1 protein-coding gene and 1 pseudogene are annotated in these 19,588 nt (G+C 36.1%); both read right to left on the bottom strand.

Annotated elements, in window-relative coordinates; translation table 11 throughout:
- Positions 1 to 5 precede the first annotated feature (5 nt).
- Positions 6 to 18,308 carry a T9SS type B sorting domain-containing protein gene (locus NU08_RS13770; protein ID WP_129747767.1) on the bottom strand — a complete coding sequence of 6,101 codons (18,303 nt, stop codon included), beginning with the start codon at positions 18,306 to 18,308 and terminating at the stop codon, positions 6 to 8.
- A 123-nt stretch (positions 18,309 to 18,431) separates the two neighbouring features.
- Positions 18,432 to 19,588, bottom strand: a pseudogene (locus NU08_RS13765) (hypothetical protein); the annotation flags it as partial.

The following is a 19,588-nucleotide window of genomic DNA, read 5'->3' as shown; positions in this document are numbered from 1 at the left end:
TTTTGTTATCTGTATAATGTGAAATGTCCAACAAATTCTCTTGGATCTTTTGGATCATTCAGTTTAAGAACATACCAGTAATCTCCTGTTGGTAATTCGTCTCCATGATATCTTCCGTCCCATTTTCCATTAACACGGTATTTCGCTACTACTCTACCATATCTGTCATAAATATCGAATGTTAACTCTTTGTATGCTAACGCACCACAATCTGGACCAATGGTATCATTTTGTCCGTCACCATTTGGTGTAAAGTAGTTTGGCATACAGAAGTCATAGAATGTACCATGAACTGTTATTGTTTTCTCACAACCATTTTTATCTCTTACGATAACTACATAATCTCCTGTTTTGTAGATTCTATAGCTATTAGATGATGAGAATGGTTCACCATTGAAGCTGTACTCATAAGGAGCAACACCTCCAGAAGCTTGTACAACAATTGTGTTGATGTCTTTGCTTTGGTTTGTTAAATCTACTGCATTTAACTCTGCAACTGCATCTACTTCAAATAAATCTGTTGTTACCTCACATCCGTTTTCATGTTTTACTGTAACGTAATGAGGCCCGGCAGCAACGTCTGTAAAAATATTACCAGGTTGGAAAGTTCCATTATCTAGAGCATACTTTATTAGTGTTGGATCTGTGTTTGACGGATCTATTGTTACCACAACCATGTTTGATTGAGCATTGTTCACACAATCATAATTTACTGCAATAGTAGGATTAAGCGTTACTGGCAATGGTACGTCTACTTCTACTTCTTGAGGACAGTTTCCGCCATCTTTCACAAACACTGTATAAGTACCTCCTGCAAGATTTGCAAATGTATGTTGTGTTCCGTTAACCGGTATATACGTACCATTAATATCATTTAAACTAACCATATAAGGAGGTGTACCGCCTGCAATGTCAATTGTAAATGCACCATTAAGTTCTCCAGCACATTCTTCTGGCTTCGTCATTCCAGGAGTTTCAACAACTGAAAGTGGTGCCAAAGGCTGTTTAACCTCAACTACTTCACTATCATAACATCCATGTTCGTCTGTTGCTATAACTGTATAGAAACCAGCTTTTAATTTCTCAAAAATGTTACTGTCAAAGAATTGATCATTTCTTGGTGAAATAGAATATTTATAGCTTCCTGTTCCGCCTTTACCATTTACTACAATTTGTCCATCATTACCACCAAAACATTTTACTGCAGTTGGGATAAATTCAGCTGAGAAAGCTTCTTGTGGCTGATTAATAGTAACATTCTCAGGTAAAGTTTGACAATCACCACTTTTCACCACTACTTGATAATCACCAGCTAAAAGCTTATCAAATCTACCTTCTGACTGTGGTCCTTTCAGTATGTTACCAGCACCGTCTAACAATGTGTATTCGTAGTTTCCTAATCCGCCTGAAGCATTTGCTACAATTACTCCAGTTGGTTCGTCACGACATAATACTACTGCGTGTTCTATATCTAAATTAGCTAACAACGGTTCAAGAGGGTTAATTGTAATTTCATTAGAAACAAAATCAACACATCCGTTAGCATCCTTCACATAGTACTTGTATACGCCTGGAGTAACATCAAACGAAACAGAACTTGTAAATGGAACTGTTGAATACGTTACATCATCACTACTATAAGTGTAAGGAGGTGTACCGCCCATAGCGCTTAAAGTAAGTTGAGTCTGTGTAAGACAAGTCATTTTTCTAGTTTCAGCCAAACTTGGTTTAACTTCAGAAGGCTCAGTAATTGTTATAGGAGCTGACTCCCCAACGCAATTAAATCCGTCAGTTACAGTAATCGTATAAGTTCCTGCACCTAAACCAGCAAATGAAGGTGTATTCTGAGGTCCTGAAGATCTTACAGGAGTAACTGAAGTAGTATTTAAAGTATATAAATAATTACTTCCTTGGCCACCTGTAACAGCAGTTACTGTAATAGTAGCGCTTAAATCTCCATTACATAATAATAATGTTTTGTCTGATGAAGCTGTAACCACTATTGGCGTAGGAACTGTCAATCTAACTTGATCAGTATCAACACAACCACCAGCATCTTTAACAGAAACCGTATACAATCCTGCTTTTAATCCTGTGAATATGTTTTGAGCAGAAAAATCTACCGTAACCGGACCATCTAATTTATATAAATAATCACCTGACCATCCGCCTTGAGCGCTTATACGGATTTCTCCATCATCACTAGTTGAAATACAAGTAATGTCTTTTTTAGACGCTAGAATTTCTAATTCTGTAGCTGGACCATCAATGCTAAATTCAGTTTGAACGTCACAGAAAGGAGAACCTAGCAATGTTGCAACAACAGTATACTTACCTCTTTTCAGATTCGAAAGTTTTAATTCTGTTGTTGTAGTTGCTCCATTTATAACTGATCCTGATTCATGTGTAATCACATAACTAAATCTACCTGCATCATCTTTTGGAGTTGGAATATTATCAACTAATGTTAATGTAATTGCTCCATCTTCATCACTATAGCAAGTAAGGTTCTTAATTTCAGAAGCTACAAATTTGAATGTATTTGGCTCATTAACAATATGGAATCTTTCGATACTACATCCTGTTATTGGGTTAGTAACTACAATTTTATAATTACCTACTTTCAAATTAGTCCATGATCCGTTTACACTTGATGTAAGTGGGTATGTATTACCATCTATTCCAACAATAGTATAAGTTAAAGTTGGCAATGTTCCTGTTGTAGCAATTGCAGTTACCTGAATCGCTTCGTCATTTTTACAATCAATCGGTGTAACATCAATTTTCAGATCAGCTATACCGATATAAGGATCGATTGTAACCGTAGCATATGTACCCTTACATCCATTAGAATCAAATACATTTACGATATAATCACCTCCTAAATAATCTGATTCAGTATAAGTGTTTCTATCATCATTTTGCACCTGAACTCCATTTCTGATGAATTCATATCTGATATAATCATTTGAACCACCTCTTACAGAACCTGGAGCTACAACAATTGTAGCGTTTCCTGCATTATTTGTTCCTGAAGAACAAATATATTGTGTAACCGCTGGCTGATCCACAACTATTAACGCTGGTTGACCAACTGTAGCTGGTGCAGTTGCAGAACATCCTCTTCCAGAAATTACCGTTACAACGTAACTACCAAATGGTAAGTCATTGAAAATCGGGCTTTCTTGAGCTGGTCTAATTACAGGTCCAGAAAGACTGTACATGTATTTAGGATTATTGTTTGATGCTCCGATTGTTACCGAGATACTTCCATCTGCATATCCATTACAAGATGTAGGAGTTGCTGTTGCAACGATTCCTGTAACATCTGTTGGAATATCTATTGTTTCTTTAATCTCTATCTCACAATTTGTATTAACATCTCTTACTCTAAAGGTGTAAGTTCCAGGAGCTAATCCTGTAAATACAGAACTTGTACTTGTATTTACCCAGTTATCTTTTGTGTAAACATAACTTGGATTTGGTACTTTACCGCCAGAAGCGAATAAAGTTATTGTACCATCGGCAGCTCTACAAGTTGATATTTTTGTCACCTCTGAACGTACTGCAAGAGGCTCATAAATTATTACTGGAGCCGAAGCTGTTGTTGTACACTTATTAGCATCTCTTACAGTTACAGTATAATTTCCTGCAGCAGTAACTGTAAAGAAATTATCTCCTTGGAATTGTACTCCATCCAAACTATATTCTAGAGTACCAACACCATTTGCAGTAACATCGATTCTATAACCTGAAGCACTATAACATTGGCTTGCAACTGTAACATTTGTAATTGCAGGTTTTGGATCTAATGAAATATTTACTGTTTTAAACTTAGGACAACCGTTACCGTCTTTAACATAAACATCATACGAATCAAACAATGGTGCTACTTTAGTAGTTGCAATTGTTATAGTGTTTGCAGATGAATATTGACCAGCTGTTGGAACTGTTCCTGCTGGTACGAAAGCAAATGTAAATCCTGATCCAGGAGTTCCACCTACAATTGTAGAAGCATCAGCAGTAATAACTGCTCCGGCTGTCCAACAATTTTGGTTTTTAACTGTAACAGCCATAGTTGTTAAATCTAATACTGGCGGTTCAGTGATGTTTACATCAGCAGATGTAATATCACAATACGGATATCCAGTTTCAGTAATTACAACTGTGTACTTAGCGCCCACTGAAAGTCCGAAAGGAATTGTAAACGGATTTGCCGTTGCAGTAGCTCCAGATCCAGAAGCACCTGTAACCGCTACTCCATTGTTGTAAACCTGATATGTATATGGACCGCTATAATCAACAATGTTAAATGTTATTTTACCATCGCTTAAACCATTACAAGAAACTGACGAAGAAGCATTTGCAATAACTTTAGCAGTATTGAATACCGGTACTTCATAAGGATCAGTAGTAATAAAACATGATGTTGTCAAGTCAGTTATTTTAAACTGATAGAAATGACCAACAGTTGGAGCTGTATAACTAAATGTATTTCCAGTCACAGCATATGGACCACCACTTAATAAAACGCCATCCTGATATACTTCGTATTGGAAGTTAGCTGGACTTGCTCCACCATTGATTACAACATCAATAACTTCACCTGCATTGTTACAAGCTGCTTTTGTTCCTTGTGTAACAGTAGCTTTTTGCAATTTAGGGAATGGATCTATTGTAATCTGAACGTCATCAATACAGCCGTTTGCATCTTTAACATAATATGTTAGAGTTTGTGCAGATTCATTATCAATTACGACAAATGTATTGTCTGTTCCCCAATTTGTTCCGTTATTACTATAAGTATAATTTGGCCCTGCGCCATATTTACCTGTAACGGTAACAATTGTTTCATTAATATTTGTTCCTGTACAAGTGAATGGTGTAGCCTTAGCTTCAGCTTCAACTGCAACTGGAGGATTAATCACAACGCTTGTTGGATTATCACACATTCTGTCAGATATAACATTTACTGCATAAGTACCAGCACTTAATCCTGTAAACAACGGATTGTTTACTTGTGTTAATACTAAACCAAGAGTAGGTGCCGTACGTTGAACAGTGTATGTGTATGGTGGGTTATCATTACTTGTCGGTAAAGTGAATAAGATAGAGCCATTATCAACATTTCCTTGAGTTCCTGAACAGTAAGGAGACGTTGGTGTTGCAGTAAACGTAACTGCAGTAGGCGCTTTCATAATCACAGATCCCGCTGGCATAGGACAGCTATGAGCATCATACACTACAAAATCGTATGTACTTGTAATAGGCGAAACAACTGTATAATCAGAATATGTTCCGTTTACAAATGTAATTGGAGCAGAAGGTGCACCACCATTTATGGCTACAGTGTAGCTGTAAGGTGCATATCCACCAGATGCTTTTACTCTAATTGTTCCTGCAACAGGAGCCACACAGAAAATTTCTTTTTTAATTTCTGTCGAAGCATAAAGCTGCGATTCAATTGTAGTAATTGCAGTAGTACCCGTACATCCAAATTTATCTCTAACTGTAAATGTATAATCTCCAGGAGTTAAATTAACAAATGTATTGTTATTAATTTGCCATGTCTGACCACCATCAATACTATAATCATAAGTATCTGTTGGCAATGCGAAAGGCGATGTAGATGAAGCAATTACAACAATAGTTGCTTTGTCAGCAGCTGTATAACAATAATCTGTTGCAGGGTCAATAGTAGCTGTAGGAGGAACCGGTGTACTTAAATTAAATGAATCGGTTACCTCACAACCATTAGCGTCTTTTACAGAAACTTTATAAGATCCTGCAGGCCCTACTTGGTTAAGATTATCAAACTTACCATCTTTATTTGTTACAACTGTTAAATCTGGCTGAGTTAACGAATAGGTGTAATCACCCCAACCATCTTTAGCACTTACTACCACAGCTCCCAAAGTAGTACAACCTAATGGTGTAACAACTAATGGATTTAAAGCTAATGCAGCCGCTGGTTCTTTGATAATTACTGCATTTGAAATCGAAGGACATTTTGGATGGCCTGTCTCTTGAATATGCACGGTGTAATTATTTCCTGCAGGTAATCCGAAAGGAATAACAAATGGATTTGAAGTAGCAGTATCATGAGAACCACTTGCTCCAACTACCGCAGTTGCACCATCAAAAATTTGATAATCATATGCACCTGAGTAACCAGCGATATTAATTTGGATAGTTCCGTTATTATCTGATATACATTTTACATCAGAAACCGTAGTAGCTGTTACGCTAATAAGATCGAATACGGGAACCTCATAAATGTTAGATAAAATCTGACAACTTGTTACATTATCAGTAATTCTAAACTGGTATTTACTACCCGCTGTTGTAGCGTTGTAAGTAAATGGTGTTCCAAATGAATTTGTCAGAACTACATAACCGGTTCCATCAATCGAAACTTCGTATTTGAAATCAGCTGGAGTTGATCCTCCAACTACATCGATTTGAATTACTTCTCTACCGTTTTGACAATCAATTTGAGATCCTGCTAAAGGAGATCTTTTAGCTGTAGCTGAAATTAATTTTGGTAGTGGGTCTAATGGCGTAACTAAACCATTTGTTTTGTAAACACATCCATTAGCATCTTTTACCCAATAGCTAGGATTTTGGACACTTCCGTTTTCAGACAATTCAAATGTGTATTTATCGTCTGAAGGTATGCTATTACTTGTAAAATAATTAGTACCATCTTTACTGAAAGTAAATGTTCCAGTTCCTGTACCACCCGCCGCAGCGACAACAACTGTAGTTTTAGTAGGGTCAACTACACAACTAAATGGTGTTGCAGTAGCAGTTGCATAAACCGCACTTGGAGCAGGTACATTAGCAGGTACCTCAAATTCGCAACCTCTAGAAGAAATAACTTTAACCGTATAATCTCCTGCCGTTAAACCTGTAAAATAATTATTATTAACCTGTGTAATAGCAGGCCCTGCAGGTAAAACAGGCGTCAAGATAAATTTATAATCCGGGTTGTCATTAACCGCTCTTAAATTAACTGTAAGAGTTCCGTTATCATTTGTTCCTTGTGTACCATTACAATCTACTGGAGTTGTCGTGATATCACCTGGAACTAAATCTACAAGAGTTGGAACAAGTAAATCAACAACAACTGATTTAGTACAGCTTGTGTTTAAATCTCTTACCGTCACGGTATAATTACCCGCTGCTTGACCTACAAATACTGGATTGTTATTTTGTACTACATCTGGAGCTACTACTGTATTATTTTTTAAAGTGTATTCAAAATTAGTTGGTGTAAATCCACCAGTTACAACAGCAGTAATTGTACCGTCAGTATCCCTACATGTAGGCTCCGTAGTAAATTTAGCTGTTATATTTAAAGGTACAACAATAGGGTTTAATGTTACTTTATTACCGCAACCATTAAAATCTCTAACTTCTACAGTATGATTTCCTGAATGAAGATTAGGTATAGAAAATGATGTTGAAGGCATTGGCATAAAATCAAGACCATCTAAACTGTAAGTATATGGAGCAATACCAAATGTTGTCATATTAACATCGATTACAAAAGAATCTTCGGCAGCACAAGCACTGTTTACCACAGCTGTAATTACAGGAGTTGGATCTAATTTCACTTCAACAAACTCTACCTGGATACAACCGTTTGCGTCTTTTACATAAACTAAATAGTGACCCCATTCTTTATTAAAAGTACTACTTGTATGAAGAGCTGGATCAAAAGAAGCAGAAAGCGCAGCATCGGTCACAGGTTTATCTGAACCATCGATTACACCAGCAACACCTGTATCAGCGAAAATTTGATATAAATAAGGAGCTGGTACCGTTATAGTTTTTGTAGGATCTGATGGATCAACAACTACTCTTGTAACCGTTCCTCCTTTTCCAAAAGCTTCAACTATACCTTGGTCATTTCCACAATTATCATTTTTAGGAGAACTAACCGTTAATGTTAAAGGAACAACTGATTCACTGATTGTAAAAGTTTTAGACGTATTCATACAAACTACAGTTGAAGTATTATCCAATTCTGTAAATAAGATATAATATGTCCCTGGAACCAGTGGTCCTACATTGGTTGCCGAATTACTTGGTAATGTCACAATGCCACCAACTGAAGGAATCACTAGTGTATTACTTTGCGAATTGTAAACATCGTATTTAACTGCTGTTGTTGTTGGTTGTGTGCCAGTAAACGTGAATGACACATTTCCATCTTTAGCCCCTTGACAAGTTACATTAGCAGGTGTTACATTAGTTTTTAAAGTAGATGACGTCAATGTCGGAGCTTCCGCTTGTTTAAAGAAATAACACTCTGTCGTTTCATCATAAACGATAAATGAATAGGTAACGCCTGGAAGTAAACCATTGAAAGTAGACTGTGTAAATCTCGGATCTGCCGGATTAGTTGAATCTGCATCTTGGTAAGATCCCATATTATCCGCGTATTTATATGGCGGCGTAGACGCTGAATTTATCGGATATAGGGCAAAATGATATGGCCCACCAACAATCGCTGTATTTACAGTCACAATAAGACTTGCTGTTGTACATGATTCTGTTCCTGCTTTAACCTCAATTTTTAAATCTTCTGGTTTTGATGCCATTGAGATTGTTTTGGTAATAGAACAACCATTTTTATCAGAAACCGTTAATTGATAAATACCAAAATTTAAAATATTAAAAGTATAATCTCCTCTAACATCTGAGATTGCATGCGGCGCAACTTGTGTTGGATCTCCAACATTATTTGTCAAAGTATACGTAAATGGTCCTAATGGAGCTGTATCACTTGAACCTCCTGTAAAATTCTTAACTGTAATAGATCCGTAAGAAATTCCACTACCGCTAGAATCACAAGTCATAGGCTTAACATCTGTATCGAAATCAATTTTCTTTGGCTGATTAATAGTTGTCGTTTTCTCAATATAACAACCTTTATCGTCAGTCACTCTTACTGTATAATCACCAGCTGGAAGACCAGTAGTTTTTGTACCATAAGAAGTTGAAGTAGTCGTATTGTAAACAGAGATCGTATAAGGAGCTGCTCCTTTAGTCTTGTCAATTGTTACCGTGATAGAACCCGTTGCATCTCCGTTACATAAAATAGTTGAATTAGGAGTTAATGTAAAATCAGGATCTGTTCTTGGCCCTACAATAACGGTAGAGGTCAGGCTACATTTAGCATCTGATGAATCCGTTAGAGTAAATACATAAGTTGTATTTCCAACTTGTGGAGGATCTACAGGATCTATATAAGTAAACGTTGTACCTGTTACTGGTATAACTGTTGGATCTAATACTCCATTTTTAGTTACAGTATAAGAATAATTAAGTTTTCCTCCTGAAACAATACCATTTATCTCGGTATTCTGAGTAAGACAGTTTGCTGATTTACTTAAAGTAGCATTGAATTTCAATTCAGATTCAATATATACTGCTGACAATGGTAAAATACAACCCGTTGCCATATCTTTTACTTTAACAATATAGTTTCCTGGCTCCAAATTAGGGAATGTACCACTAACTTGATATGTACCATCATTAATATTGTATCTGTAGGTTGGAGACACAACTGTAGGTGTAACTACAATTGTCGCTTTACCAACTGAATCATAACATAAATCTGAGGCTGTTAAATCGATACTCGCACTTGGCAATACTTTTGCACTAACAGTAAATGTATCTGTAACAGTACATCCGTTTCCATTCAAATCTGTAACAGAAATACCATAAGTACCTGACTGAGTAATATTGGCAAAAGTTGAATTTGCTTGAGGTCCAACTACAGTTCCATCAGGCTGAGTTAACGTATATCTATTGTTACCCCATCCTCCTGTTGTATTAATAACTATTTTACCATTATTTGGAGAACAAGTAATAGGTGTAATTGATGGTGCTAAAAGAACCAATGGCTGTGCAGGCTCCTTAACTTCAAGAACTTTTGTTGCAGAACAAGTAGTTGTTGAGTTTGTAACTTTAAATGTATAAGTATCTGCAGATAGCCCAACATAATCAATAACATTTCCTGTTTTTGTAGATTGAGCAATTGGTACAAGTGCATTTAAACTGTTTCTTAGTTCGTAAGTATACGTTGCACCTACATTACCAGAAACTGTAAAACTAAGCTTACCATCTGACGCCCCTTTACAAATTACATTTGAAATCACTGAACCGTTGGCAATCGGTAATTCAACTTTTTCAATTTTGTAATCGCCAGTCGTTGTACATTTATTAGCATCTGTAACTTTAAAAGAGTAGTTACCTGGAGCTAAATCTTTAAATACATAAGACTGAGCAGTTACACCAGTTGCAACAGCAACTGCTGGAGCAGGAACTGCATCAGTTGATGTAATTTCAACTTTGAATGGTCCTACACCTCCTGTATAAGATACTGTTAAATCTGTATCTAGTTCTGTAGCCTTACAAGAGATAAGATTAGCTTGCGAAAAAGCCATATTTGATGGCGGATTCAACGTATTAACCACTGGTGAAACCGGAATTCTATAAGGGCAATTATTTGCATCAAATACATCAACTGTAACTGGACCAGAAGTGCTAGTCGTGTAGGTATTTGATGTTCCTGCTGGTAAAACACCATTGAAACTATATCTGTATTTATCAGTTCCACTATATGGTGTTCCTGGCAATATTACCGTAACTGTAATAGTAGCAGCTTGTGTAGCATTTGCTGGTCCACAAGTTAATGGTACGCTAACTTCGGCTTTAGCAGTTAATTGTGGCGGATTTGAAACAGTCGTTTTTGCCGTTACAAACTGACACTTTTTAGCATCAGTAACTCTAAACCAGTAATCTCCAGCCGTAGCATTAGCATATGTCTTGCTAGTCATAGCAGTAAATGGTCCTGTAGAAGAAACTGTCGAAACTTCATAAGTATATGGAGGTAAACCTAAACTAGCATTTACCGTAATAGAACCATTGTTTCCATTATAACAAGTAGGATTTGTTGGTGTAGCAGTAGCTGTTGGAGATACTCTAGCCGCGATATTTTGCGTTACTGTAGTTCTACATCCTTTACTGTCAAAAATTTCAAATTCATAAGTTGCAGCCGCAGCACCTGTAGTTGTTTGGTACGTAAATGTAGTCGCACCAGCTCCTACTGGAATATTAGGGCCGGTAAATCCACCTCCATTTGTATTTACTCTGTAGCTATAATCTGGATAACCATCTTTTATAGAAACTTCAATAATTGCATTTGGGTTTGTAGCATCACAAGTTAAATCTTTTACTAAAGGATTTAATTTCGCTGATATTGGTGCATTAATTGTTGGCACAGTTAAATCAGTATAACATCCTGTAGAGGTATCTATAACTCTAATAGTATGGCTAATTCCAGGAGTTACTCCTGTAAAAGTTCCATTGTTTTGAGCTGTACCGTTATCTAATTTGTACATATAATTAGGAGCACTATTAGGTGATACTACAATTTTTGCTCCATTACCTGTTACACAGAAATCTGAGTTTGTAAGATCAATGCTTGCAGTTGGATTAACTTTATCATTAATTGTAAAAGTTCCCGTTACAATACAACCTTTTAAATCTTTTACAGAAACAGAATAAGCACCAGCATTTAAATTAGAAAATACATTCATTGTTTTCGTAATTGCTGACCCTGCTGGAGAAGTAGGTGTAACTGTATATTCATAAGTTCCCCAACCTCCGACTACATTAATTGTCGCTTTTCCTTTATTATCACAAGTTACGTGTTCTAATGTTGATGGATTTAACACCAATGCAGCAGATGGAGCCGCAATCGTAACTGTTTGAGATTGTTTACAAGTTGTATCCGTGTTTGTTACTACAATTGTATGAAGCCCTGCACTTAAATTTGATACAGGAATTTCAAATGAACTTCCCGCTGCAGGAGATATTCCATTAACTGGTGCTAAAGCATCTACTTTATAACTATAGGCAACATTGTTTCCTAATCCTGTAACTGTAAAGATAGCAGAACCATCAGTTGAAGTAGAACAACTAATATCATTCTTAGATGTAGAAGATACTGTGAATACCGGTAATGAAGGTACATCAAGTATTTGTTCATACACACAGAAATTAGCATCTCTAACTTCAAAAGTATATGTTTTACCTGCTGCCAATCCAGTAAAAGTATTACTAGTTTGGTAAGTAGAAGTGCCTGGAGGTACAGGAAGTTTTATTCTATATTCTAAACCAGCCGTAGGTAAAACAACTCCAGAAGCATTAACAACATTTGTAATCGTTACATCTGTTGTGTTGCTTGGACATTTAACCGCCGTTGGTGTAAGTGTCATTCCTTTTGGAGGATTCAACGCATTAATAGTTCCAGCAACTTTTGTTATTGGACATGATTTACTGTCTGTTGCTGTTACTTCATAAGTTCCTGCAATAGTTAAATTATTAAATATACCAGTAGTATTAGTTTCTATAGTAGCGCCAGTAGTTGTATTTTTTAATACATAAGTAAAGCCACCGTTTCCGTTACCTGCGCTTGCTGTAATAGTAGCCGCATTAGTGGTACAATTGTAAGGCGTTGTAATAGAAGCTGTAAGTGTAACAGCAGCTGGTTGAATTACATAGAATGTATATTGCTGTTGACATCCTAAGGCATCTTCAACAATATAAGTATATTTAGTACCAGCACCAACAGAACCTGCTAATGAACCGTAACGAACAGGTGATGTCGTTACTGTTGTAAAAGCTCCTGTACCATTAAATTGGATCTTAAATGGTGCAACACCATTTTGTGGCGTAATATCAACATAACCATCTCCTTTGCCAAAACAAGTAACTGGATTTACAGAGTGACTAGCAGTAACTGCAACTTTAGCAAGCACTTCTTTTTCTACAGTAATAGGACAACCGTTTTTGTCTTTAATAGCAAATACATAAGTCGCAGCTGTTGTAGCAGAATAAGAAAATGTTGGACCAGCAGTAGTACCATTATTTACTAGTACCACACCTGTTCCTTTATTTGTAACAGTATAAGTATAAGGTGCTGTTCCGCCATCTATAGTAACATCTATAATAGCATTTGCAGCTGTGCCCGTTTTACAAGATAATGGAACGGTAACATCAGCTTTTGCTGTGATTGCTTTATTAATAGTTTGGCTAGCTGTAATCGCATCACATTTATTATCATCTAAAATTAAAAATTGGTATGTACCTGTTCCTTTAGCGATATAATCAAAAGTTGGCCCGTTAAAAGTTGCACTTGGATTACTGTATGTTACACCTCCATCAGTACTTACTTGATAAGTATAAGGCTTAAGACCGCCAGATACACTAACTCTAATAGTAGCATTGCTACCATCAAAACACAATCCTACATTAGAAACTATTGATGCCGTTGGTTTACTTGGTGCACTAATAACCAAGTCTTTATTCATCGCAACGTTACATCCATTTGCATCGGTACCCGAAACGATGTAAGTTCCAGCAGGAACATCATCTATTTTCCAAGTCGTAGTTGGGAATGTTTTTATATATGACGAATTTTTATCTTTAAGTGTAACCACATAATCTGGAGTTCCTCCTGCAACAGTTGCTGTTACAGTTGCCCCTTTACACGTAGCAGCCGATGCACTTGCATTTACTACAAATGCTGCTGGCGACGTAATTGTAGTTGGAATATCGAAACTACAAGAAGATGCATTATTTGCAAAACGTACTTTAATATTATATGTTCCTTCACCCTTATCATTAAAGGTAACTGGAGAAGTCGTAGATTTTACCCAAGTTGGATTAGTGGCATTTCCATTTAAAGTATAATAGAAACCATTTACAGTATCGAAGTTTTTAGCTACAATACTGAAAGTACCGTTTTTATCTCCTTTACATTTAACTCCGTTCACACCTACTACCTCTGCAGAAAATTCTTGTCCGCTTTTAACTTGTAGATTTAAAATCTTATCCTGCAAACATGATTTTGGCAACTGACGCACCCAAATATCATCGATCACTAAATCGTTTCCATTAAATACTTCACTTCCTGAACGTACCACAAAAGTTAAATTGGTATTTGGTCCAGGATTTAATTTAATGCTAATCGGAACCCATTTTTTTCTATCAGGATGATTAAAACCAGGCGCAATTTCACCTGTATCATCTCTCGCTACTACATTACCTTTAGAATCAATTAATTCAATTCTAATAATTGGCGCAGCACTGTTGTAGGTTGGCATTAACAAATTACCTACGTAAAAATCTACAATTACATCCTGATTAGGTATAACATCTACAATTGGTTTACTATATAAAATACCATATTTTCCAGCAGCATTCCCAACATTTACTAATAAATATCTACCCTCAGGATCTCCTGTGTTATCTAAATTATTTGGGTTTGTAGTATGATCTTTATAGTGGAACCAAGCTCCAGAATTATTACTATTTGGGTCGTCTCCTCTCCAGAAGAAACTCGCTACAGAATATTGATTATCTTCAACAGATTGACTAGGAACTCCGTAAGGATCCAAACAAGTAAAAGGTTTCGTTGTTCTCTGGTCATTAAAACAATAAGCAGCTGCAATTCCGGGTGCTGTTGTTGGTGGTCCGCTTCCAAAATCTTCTTTTAATAAATTACTAAAAGTTGGAGCAGATACTAAATTGTACTCTACTTTAATTTTATAATCTCCAACCGGAATATCTTTAAAGATATTAGCCGGAGAATTTGTATTTAAAGTATAAATGTAATTAGAAGGGTTTGCCGGATCTGGTTTACCTAAATAGTAAGAATAGCTATAGTTTGGATTTGCATCGGCATTTACCGTTACTGTAGCTGTACCTTGTCCTTTACAATTATAAGTTAAAACAGGCTCACTAAATATTGGATCAGCAGGTTTTTCTTCTAAAATAATACCTGACATTGGGAAAATACATCCAGCCGCATCTTTAATATATAATGTGATAGGAGATGTGCTTGGGTTTATGTAAGCAAAATTCTCTTTAATGTAAGTAATTCCACCGTCAAAACTATATCGGTACAAATCTGGTGCAGGAAAAGGCACACCACCTTGAGGATTGGTAATTCTCACCATACCCTGTTTAGTATTCCCTGTCGGGCCACAACCTGATAATTCAGCAACACCTGCAGAAGCACTTAGCGTAGCTGATGGTCCTGTGATCGTAATATTTTTTTCTGGGTCAGTACAATCTACTCCGTTAATTGTATACTTTACAGTAACTTTATAATTTCCAGCTGGTAAACCTGTTGTTGGCAAAGATGTATATGCACCGCCAGCAACTCCAGCAATACTATAAGAAACAGTATAACCAGAATTTGCAGGAGTAACTGTTATCGAAATTTCTCCTTCTTTAGCATTATAACAGCTTAAATTTTTCGAATTTATAGTAACTGTTGGTTTAGCAATAGGATTTACTGAAAATGTCGGAATTGTATAGCTACAATCATTACTGTCAGTAACTATAATGCTGTAGTTACCTCCTGGGTCTTTAACCGTGATTTTATTCTCAGAAACGTACGGTTGCCCGTTTATAGAGTAAGAATAAGGTGCAGTACCGCCTTTAGCATTTATTGTAATTTCTCCATCTGAACATGCTGTTAGTGATTTTACATCATAAGTCGCAGTAAGTTCATCTGGTGCAGTTATTTTTACATCACTTACATTAGTACAACCATCATCTGTCGTTACGGTAAGTACATAGTCGCCTGGAAGTAAATCAAATTTTGCACTATTTTTAGAAGCAGGTCCTACACTTTGAACTGTTGTACTGCCTTGTTTGATAACAAAAGTATAATTTGGGTTGGCATTATTTGCTGCAACTTCTAAACTACCTTTATCACCCGCACAAAGAGGTTGTGTTATTACTTTCTGAACATCAACATCTAGTTTTCTTATAAGAATCTTTTCAATTGTAAAATCACATGGAAAAGTAGTAACATTAGTTTGTCTAACATGTATAGTATAAGAACCTTCAGTACTTATTGGAAATATATTACTTGACTGATATGCTCCGATAGGTCCATTAGGATCTTTGCTTATTGCATACTCATATCCAGCTGGAACATCTTCAACAGTAATACTACCATTTGTAGAACAAATAATATCAGTATGTTTTTCTTTTGGAGTTAATGGGTTTTGATAAACATCAAAATAAAAACGATTGAAACAAACTCCGCCTTTATAAGTAACGGTTAATCTGTATCTTCCTTTTGCATTTGCTATATAATCAGCACCTCTTCCTACTTCTTCCCATTTACAAAGTTCACTCGGATTTCCAGTACTTGCCAATGCTTCGTTCGGACAATTTTTCCCTGTTGATACAGTACAGCTACCTTCAATAAAACGTTCCCACACTATGCTGGAAGCATCCGTGATACTAGTTTTTATTTCTTTTTTATCATTACCACCGCACAAATAAATGTTTGGAAATGGTTGACCAGTATCGGCACAAGTTAAGACTTCACTTGCAAAAGGTATCACAGGATTTGTACTTGTACTTTTGAAACGAGTTACCACAAAAGATTGAGAGATAGATCTACATGGTGCTTGTGCCAAGTTATACACATAATATGTTCCTTCTTTGGTCACATTAAATGGATTTCCTTCGCCTATTTTAATTGTCATTTGAGGATCACTATACCATGTATATTTATCGTATCCCTTCGCTGGAATAAGATCAACACTATCTGTACATAAAGTGACATTCTCTGTATATTGGCAACCGTCTACACCTACTAAAAAGTTTGTAGCTTTTGGTGTTACAGCACATCCTTCTGTCGAATTAACACTTCCTTGAGGATCTCTCTCATCGATAGAAAAATTGGTATTTTCTTTTCCTTTGTAAGTAGCAAAAGCCTGGTTATCGATACTGTTAGAACAAGCCTCACTTAGTGAATGACAATCAGGAACTACCTGCACCTTGAAAGCAATAGTACTTACGGTAGGATTATTCTTTGTTATTAATTTAGGATCTGTTACCTCAAAAACAATTTTTCTAGTAACTGGGTCATAAGGTGTTTTAACTATTATTCCATCTGGTAAAGGAAGCAAGTCATTTTTCTGATTAAAAATAACGTTTATTGGCAACTGGTCGGTAATAATTAAAGAAGTTGCATCGTCATTACCTTTGTTTTGAATACTAATTTCATAACGCAATTCCTGACCAAGAGTCACATTCTTTCCTCCGATATCCTTTCCGTCTGTATCTTTTACAATTTTGGTCAGTGCAATTTGAGGAGCTATAACTTCTACGTTAAAAGCATTAAAATAAACACCATAACCATCTCCACTGGTGGTTAGCCTTAAATTAGCACTTGTACTGTTATTTGCAATAATTTTATTATCGGCATTATTCAAATTGATAATACCTGCATCAAACCCAAGTGTATTTGTACTGGCTGGATTTCTTTGGAGATTAATCCCATTAAGATCATTAATAACACTACAAAAGAAATTGTCTTTTTTACGCTCGGTTGTGTAAACCTGTGTACCATTAACAGAATAAGTATCATTCGGCGTATTTGCATCACCTTCTAAAGCTGCAAAAGCTAATTTTACTTTTACATTACCTGTTGGAATGGTTTTAAAGCCTGAAACTGAATAAGTCAAAGGAGTACCGTTAGCTTTAATCCAACTAAACCCATCATAAGCCGTAATATATTTTGCACTTGAGTTTGGATCTTCATAAATAACAAACAAGGACCATCCTGCGGCATATCCTCCATTGCTTAGTCTACCGCGAGCAGAATTAATATTTGCTACAGTATATTCTCCTTCAGGATTTTTTGAAGCTTTTAATAAGTCTGTTACGTTATAGTAATAAGCATATGGTATTTGGTCACCATTTGTTGTCTTAGGATTACCAGTGTAATAATCATAAATTACCGTTCCAGTAATATTATTATAAGTTGTTTCGTTAGCAAGCTTAAACTTTATATTACCTAATTCACTACGAATTACTGATTTGTTATCTAAAGAAGCTTGTGTATAAACACCGGACCAATACAATCCAGCATACACAATATTATAACAAGCTCTACTCGCATCCGGCACCTTTAAAGTTGCAGAACTTGAACTAAAGGTATCAGGATCATTATCAATATCAATATATTGCATGTTCTCTGAATTATTATCTGTAGTTCCCGTAAAAGCATCGTTTGCATACTCTTTGGCTTTACCGTTATCTCTATTAACAATACTATTACCAATAAGCATCATATCTCCTCTAATACTCGTATCAAACCTTGGAGTAAAAGGTACATGATTTTGTGCAAGCATTAGACAACTTTGCAATAAAAACAAAGTCAATAAAATCAATCTTACGTTAGTAGGCTTTCTCATAATCTTCTTTTTGTTTACTTACATTTTATCCTCTAAGGGGCGTTAGTGAATAAAAAAATTTGTATTTGATAACATTTATTTTAAAGTCTCTCTTCCCTTTTTTAAGAGAGACTAGTGCTTTTACTAATTCTCCACTTTTACAATGGCCATTTTACCATTGTATGGTTTACTACCTTTTGCATCTAGTGCTTTTGTTGCCTCTTGTAAACCGTCGTATTTCTCATAATAGATATAGTACTTACTTGTAGCTACATTATAAAAGAAATTAATATCTGAACGTCCTGCAGCAACTGCTTTTGTTAAGAACTCATCTCGTTTCTCAACACTATTGTGAACTGCAACAATTAAATAATAGCCATTATCAGAGTTTTTAATATTCTTGATAATTTGCATATTTGACTGCTCTTCACCAAAATCAAAATCACTTGCTTTTAACGGTGTACTGCTTAGTTTAGTTGTCTCTTTTATACGTTTAAGAGAGGCAACGTCCTGAGCATATCTTCCTTCATCATTCTCATAAGCTGCACGTTTAATTCGACGTTTACGCTCAATTTCAGTCTCTGTTTTAATACGCTCTAAATCGGCAATTAAAGCAGCACCTTCTCTTTCCATTTTCAACTGAGCCGCCTTCAATTCGTTTATTTTTTCAAGATATGCTTTATTCAAAGGATCATCTTTAGGGAACTTTTTAAGCCTCTCGTTATAAAGATTTGTCAGTTTTGCAATCTCATTCTTCATGCTGTTATTTGCATCAGCAATCTGAACTTTCAATGCCTCAATCTGGCTATTTTCTGCCGCTACACTTTTGAATGGCTTTGGCTCTCTATAAATACCTTTTTCACTTAAATCATTCTCTTCTTTTAAATCGTTCAAGTCTTTTTGCTTATTCGCAACAGTTGCCTTAAACTGATTTAATAAATCTGTTTGAATGTTACTTGTTCCTTCAACAGATTGTGTCAAGTTTTCAATAGCTTTTCCAGTATCATCCTTCGCTTTAGCTGCTAATGCTGCTGCCTCCGCATCAGCTTTGGCTCTCTCTGCAGCTAATCTTGCTTGGCGTTCCTCTTCTTCTCTCAAGCGTCTTGTTTCTTCTTCAGCTTTCAACTTCTCTGTAGCTTCTGCGTCTGCTTTGGCTTTTGCTTCTGCCAGAAGTCTTGCTTGTTCAGCTTCCATATCGGCTTTGGCTTTTGCTTCAGCTGCCAATTTCGCTTGAAGCGCCTCTGCGTCTGCTTTGGCTTTAGCATCAGCGGCTAACTTCGCTTGACGAGCTTCTTCATCCA

The organism is Flavobacterium anhuiense (assembly GCF_004151235.1).
Taxonomy (GTDB): Bacteria; Bacteroidota; Bacteroidia; order Flavobacteriales; family Flavobacteriaceae; genus Flavobacterium; species Flavobacterium anhuiense_A.
Note: the sequence above shows the minus strand (reverse complement) of the source record. Positions and strands in the feature narration are given on the sequence as shown.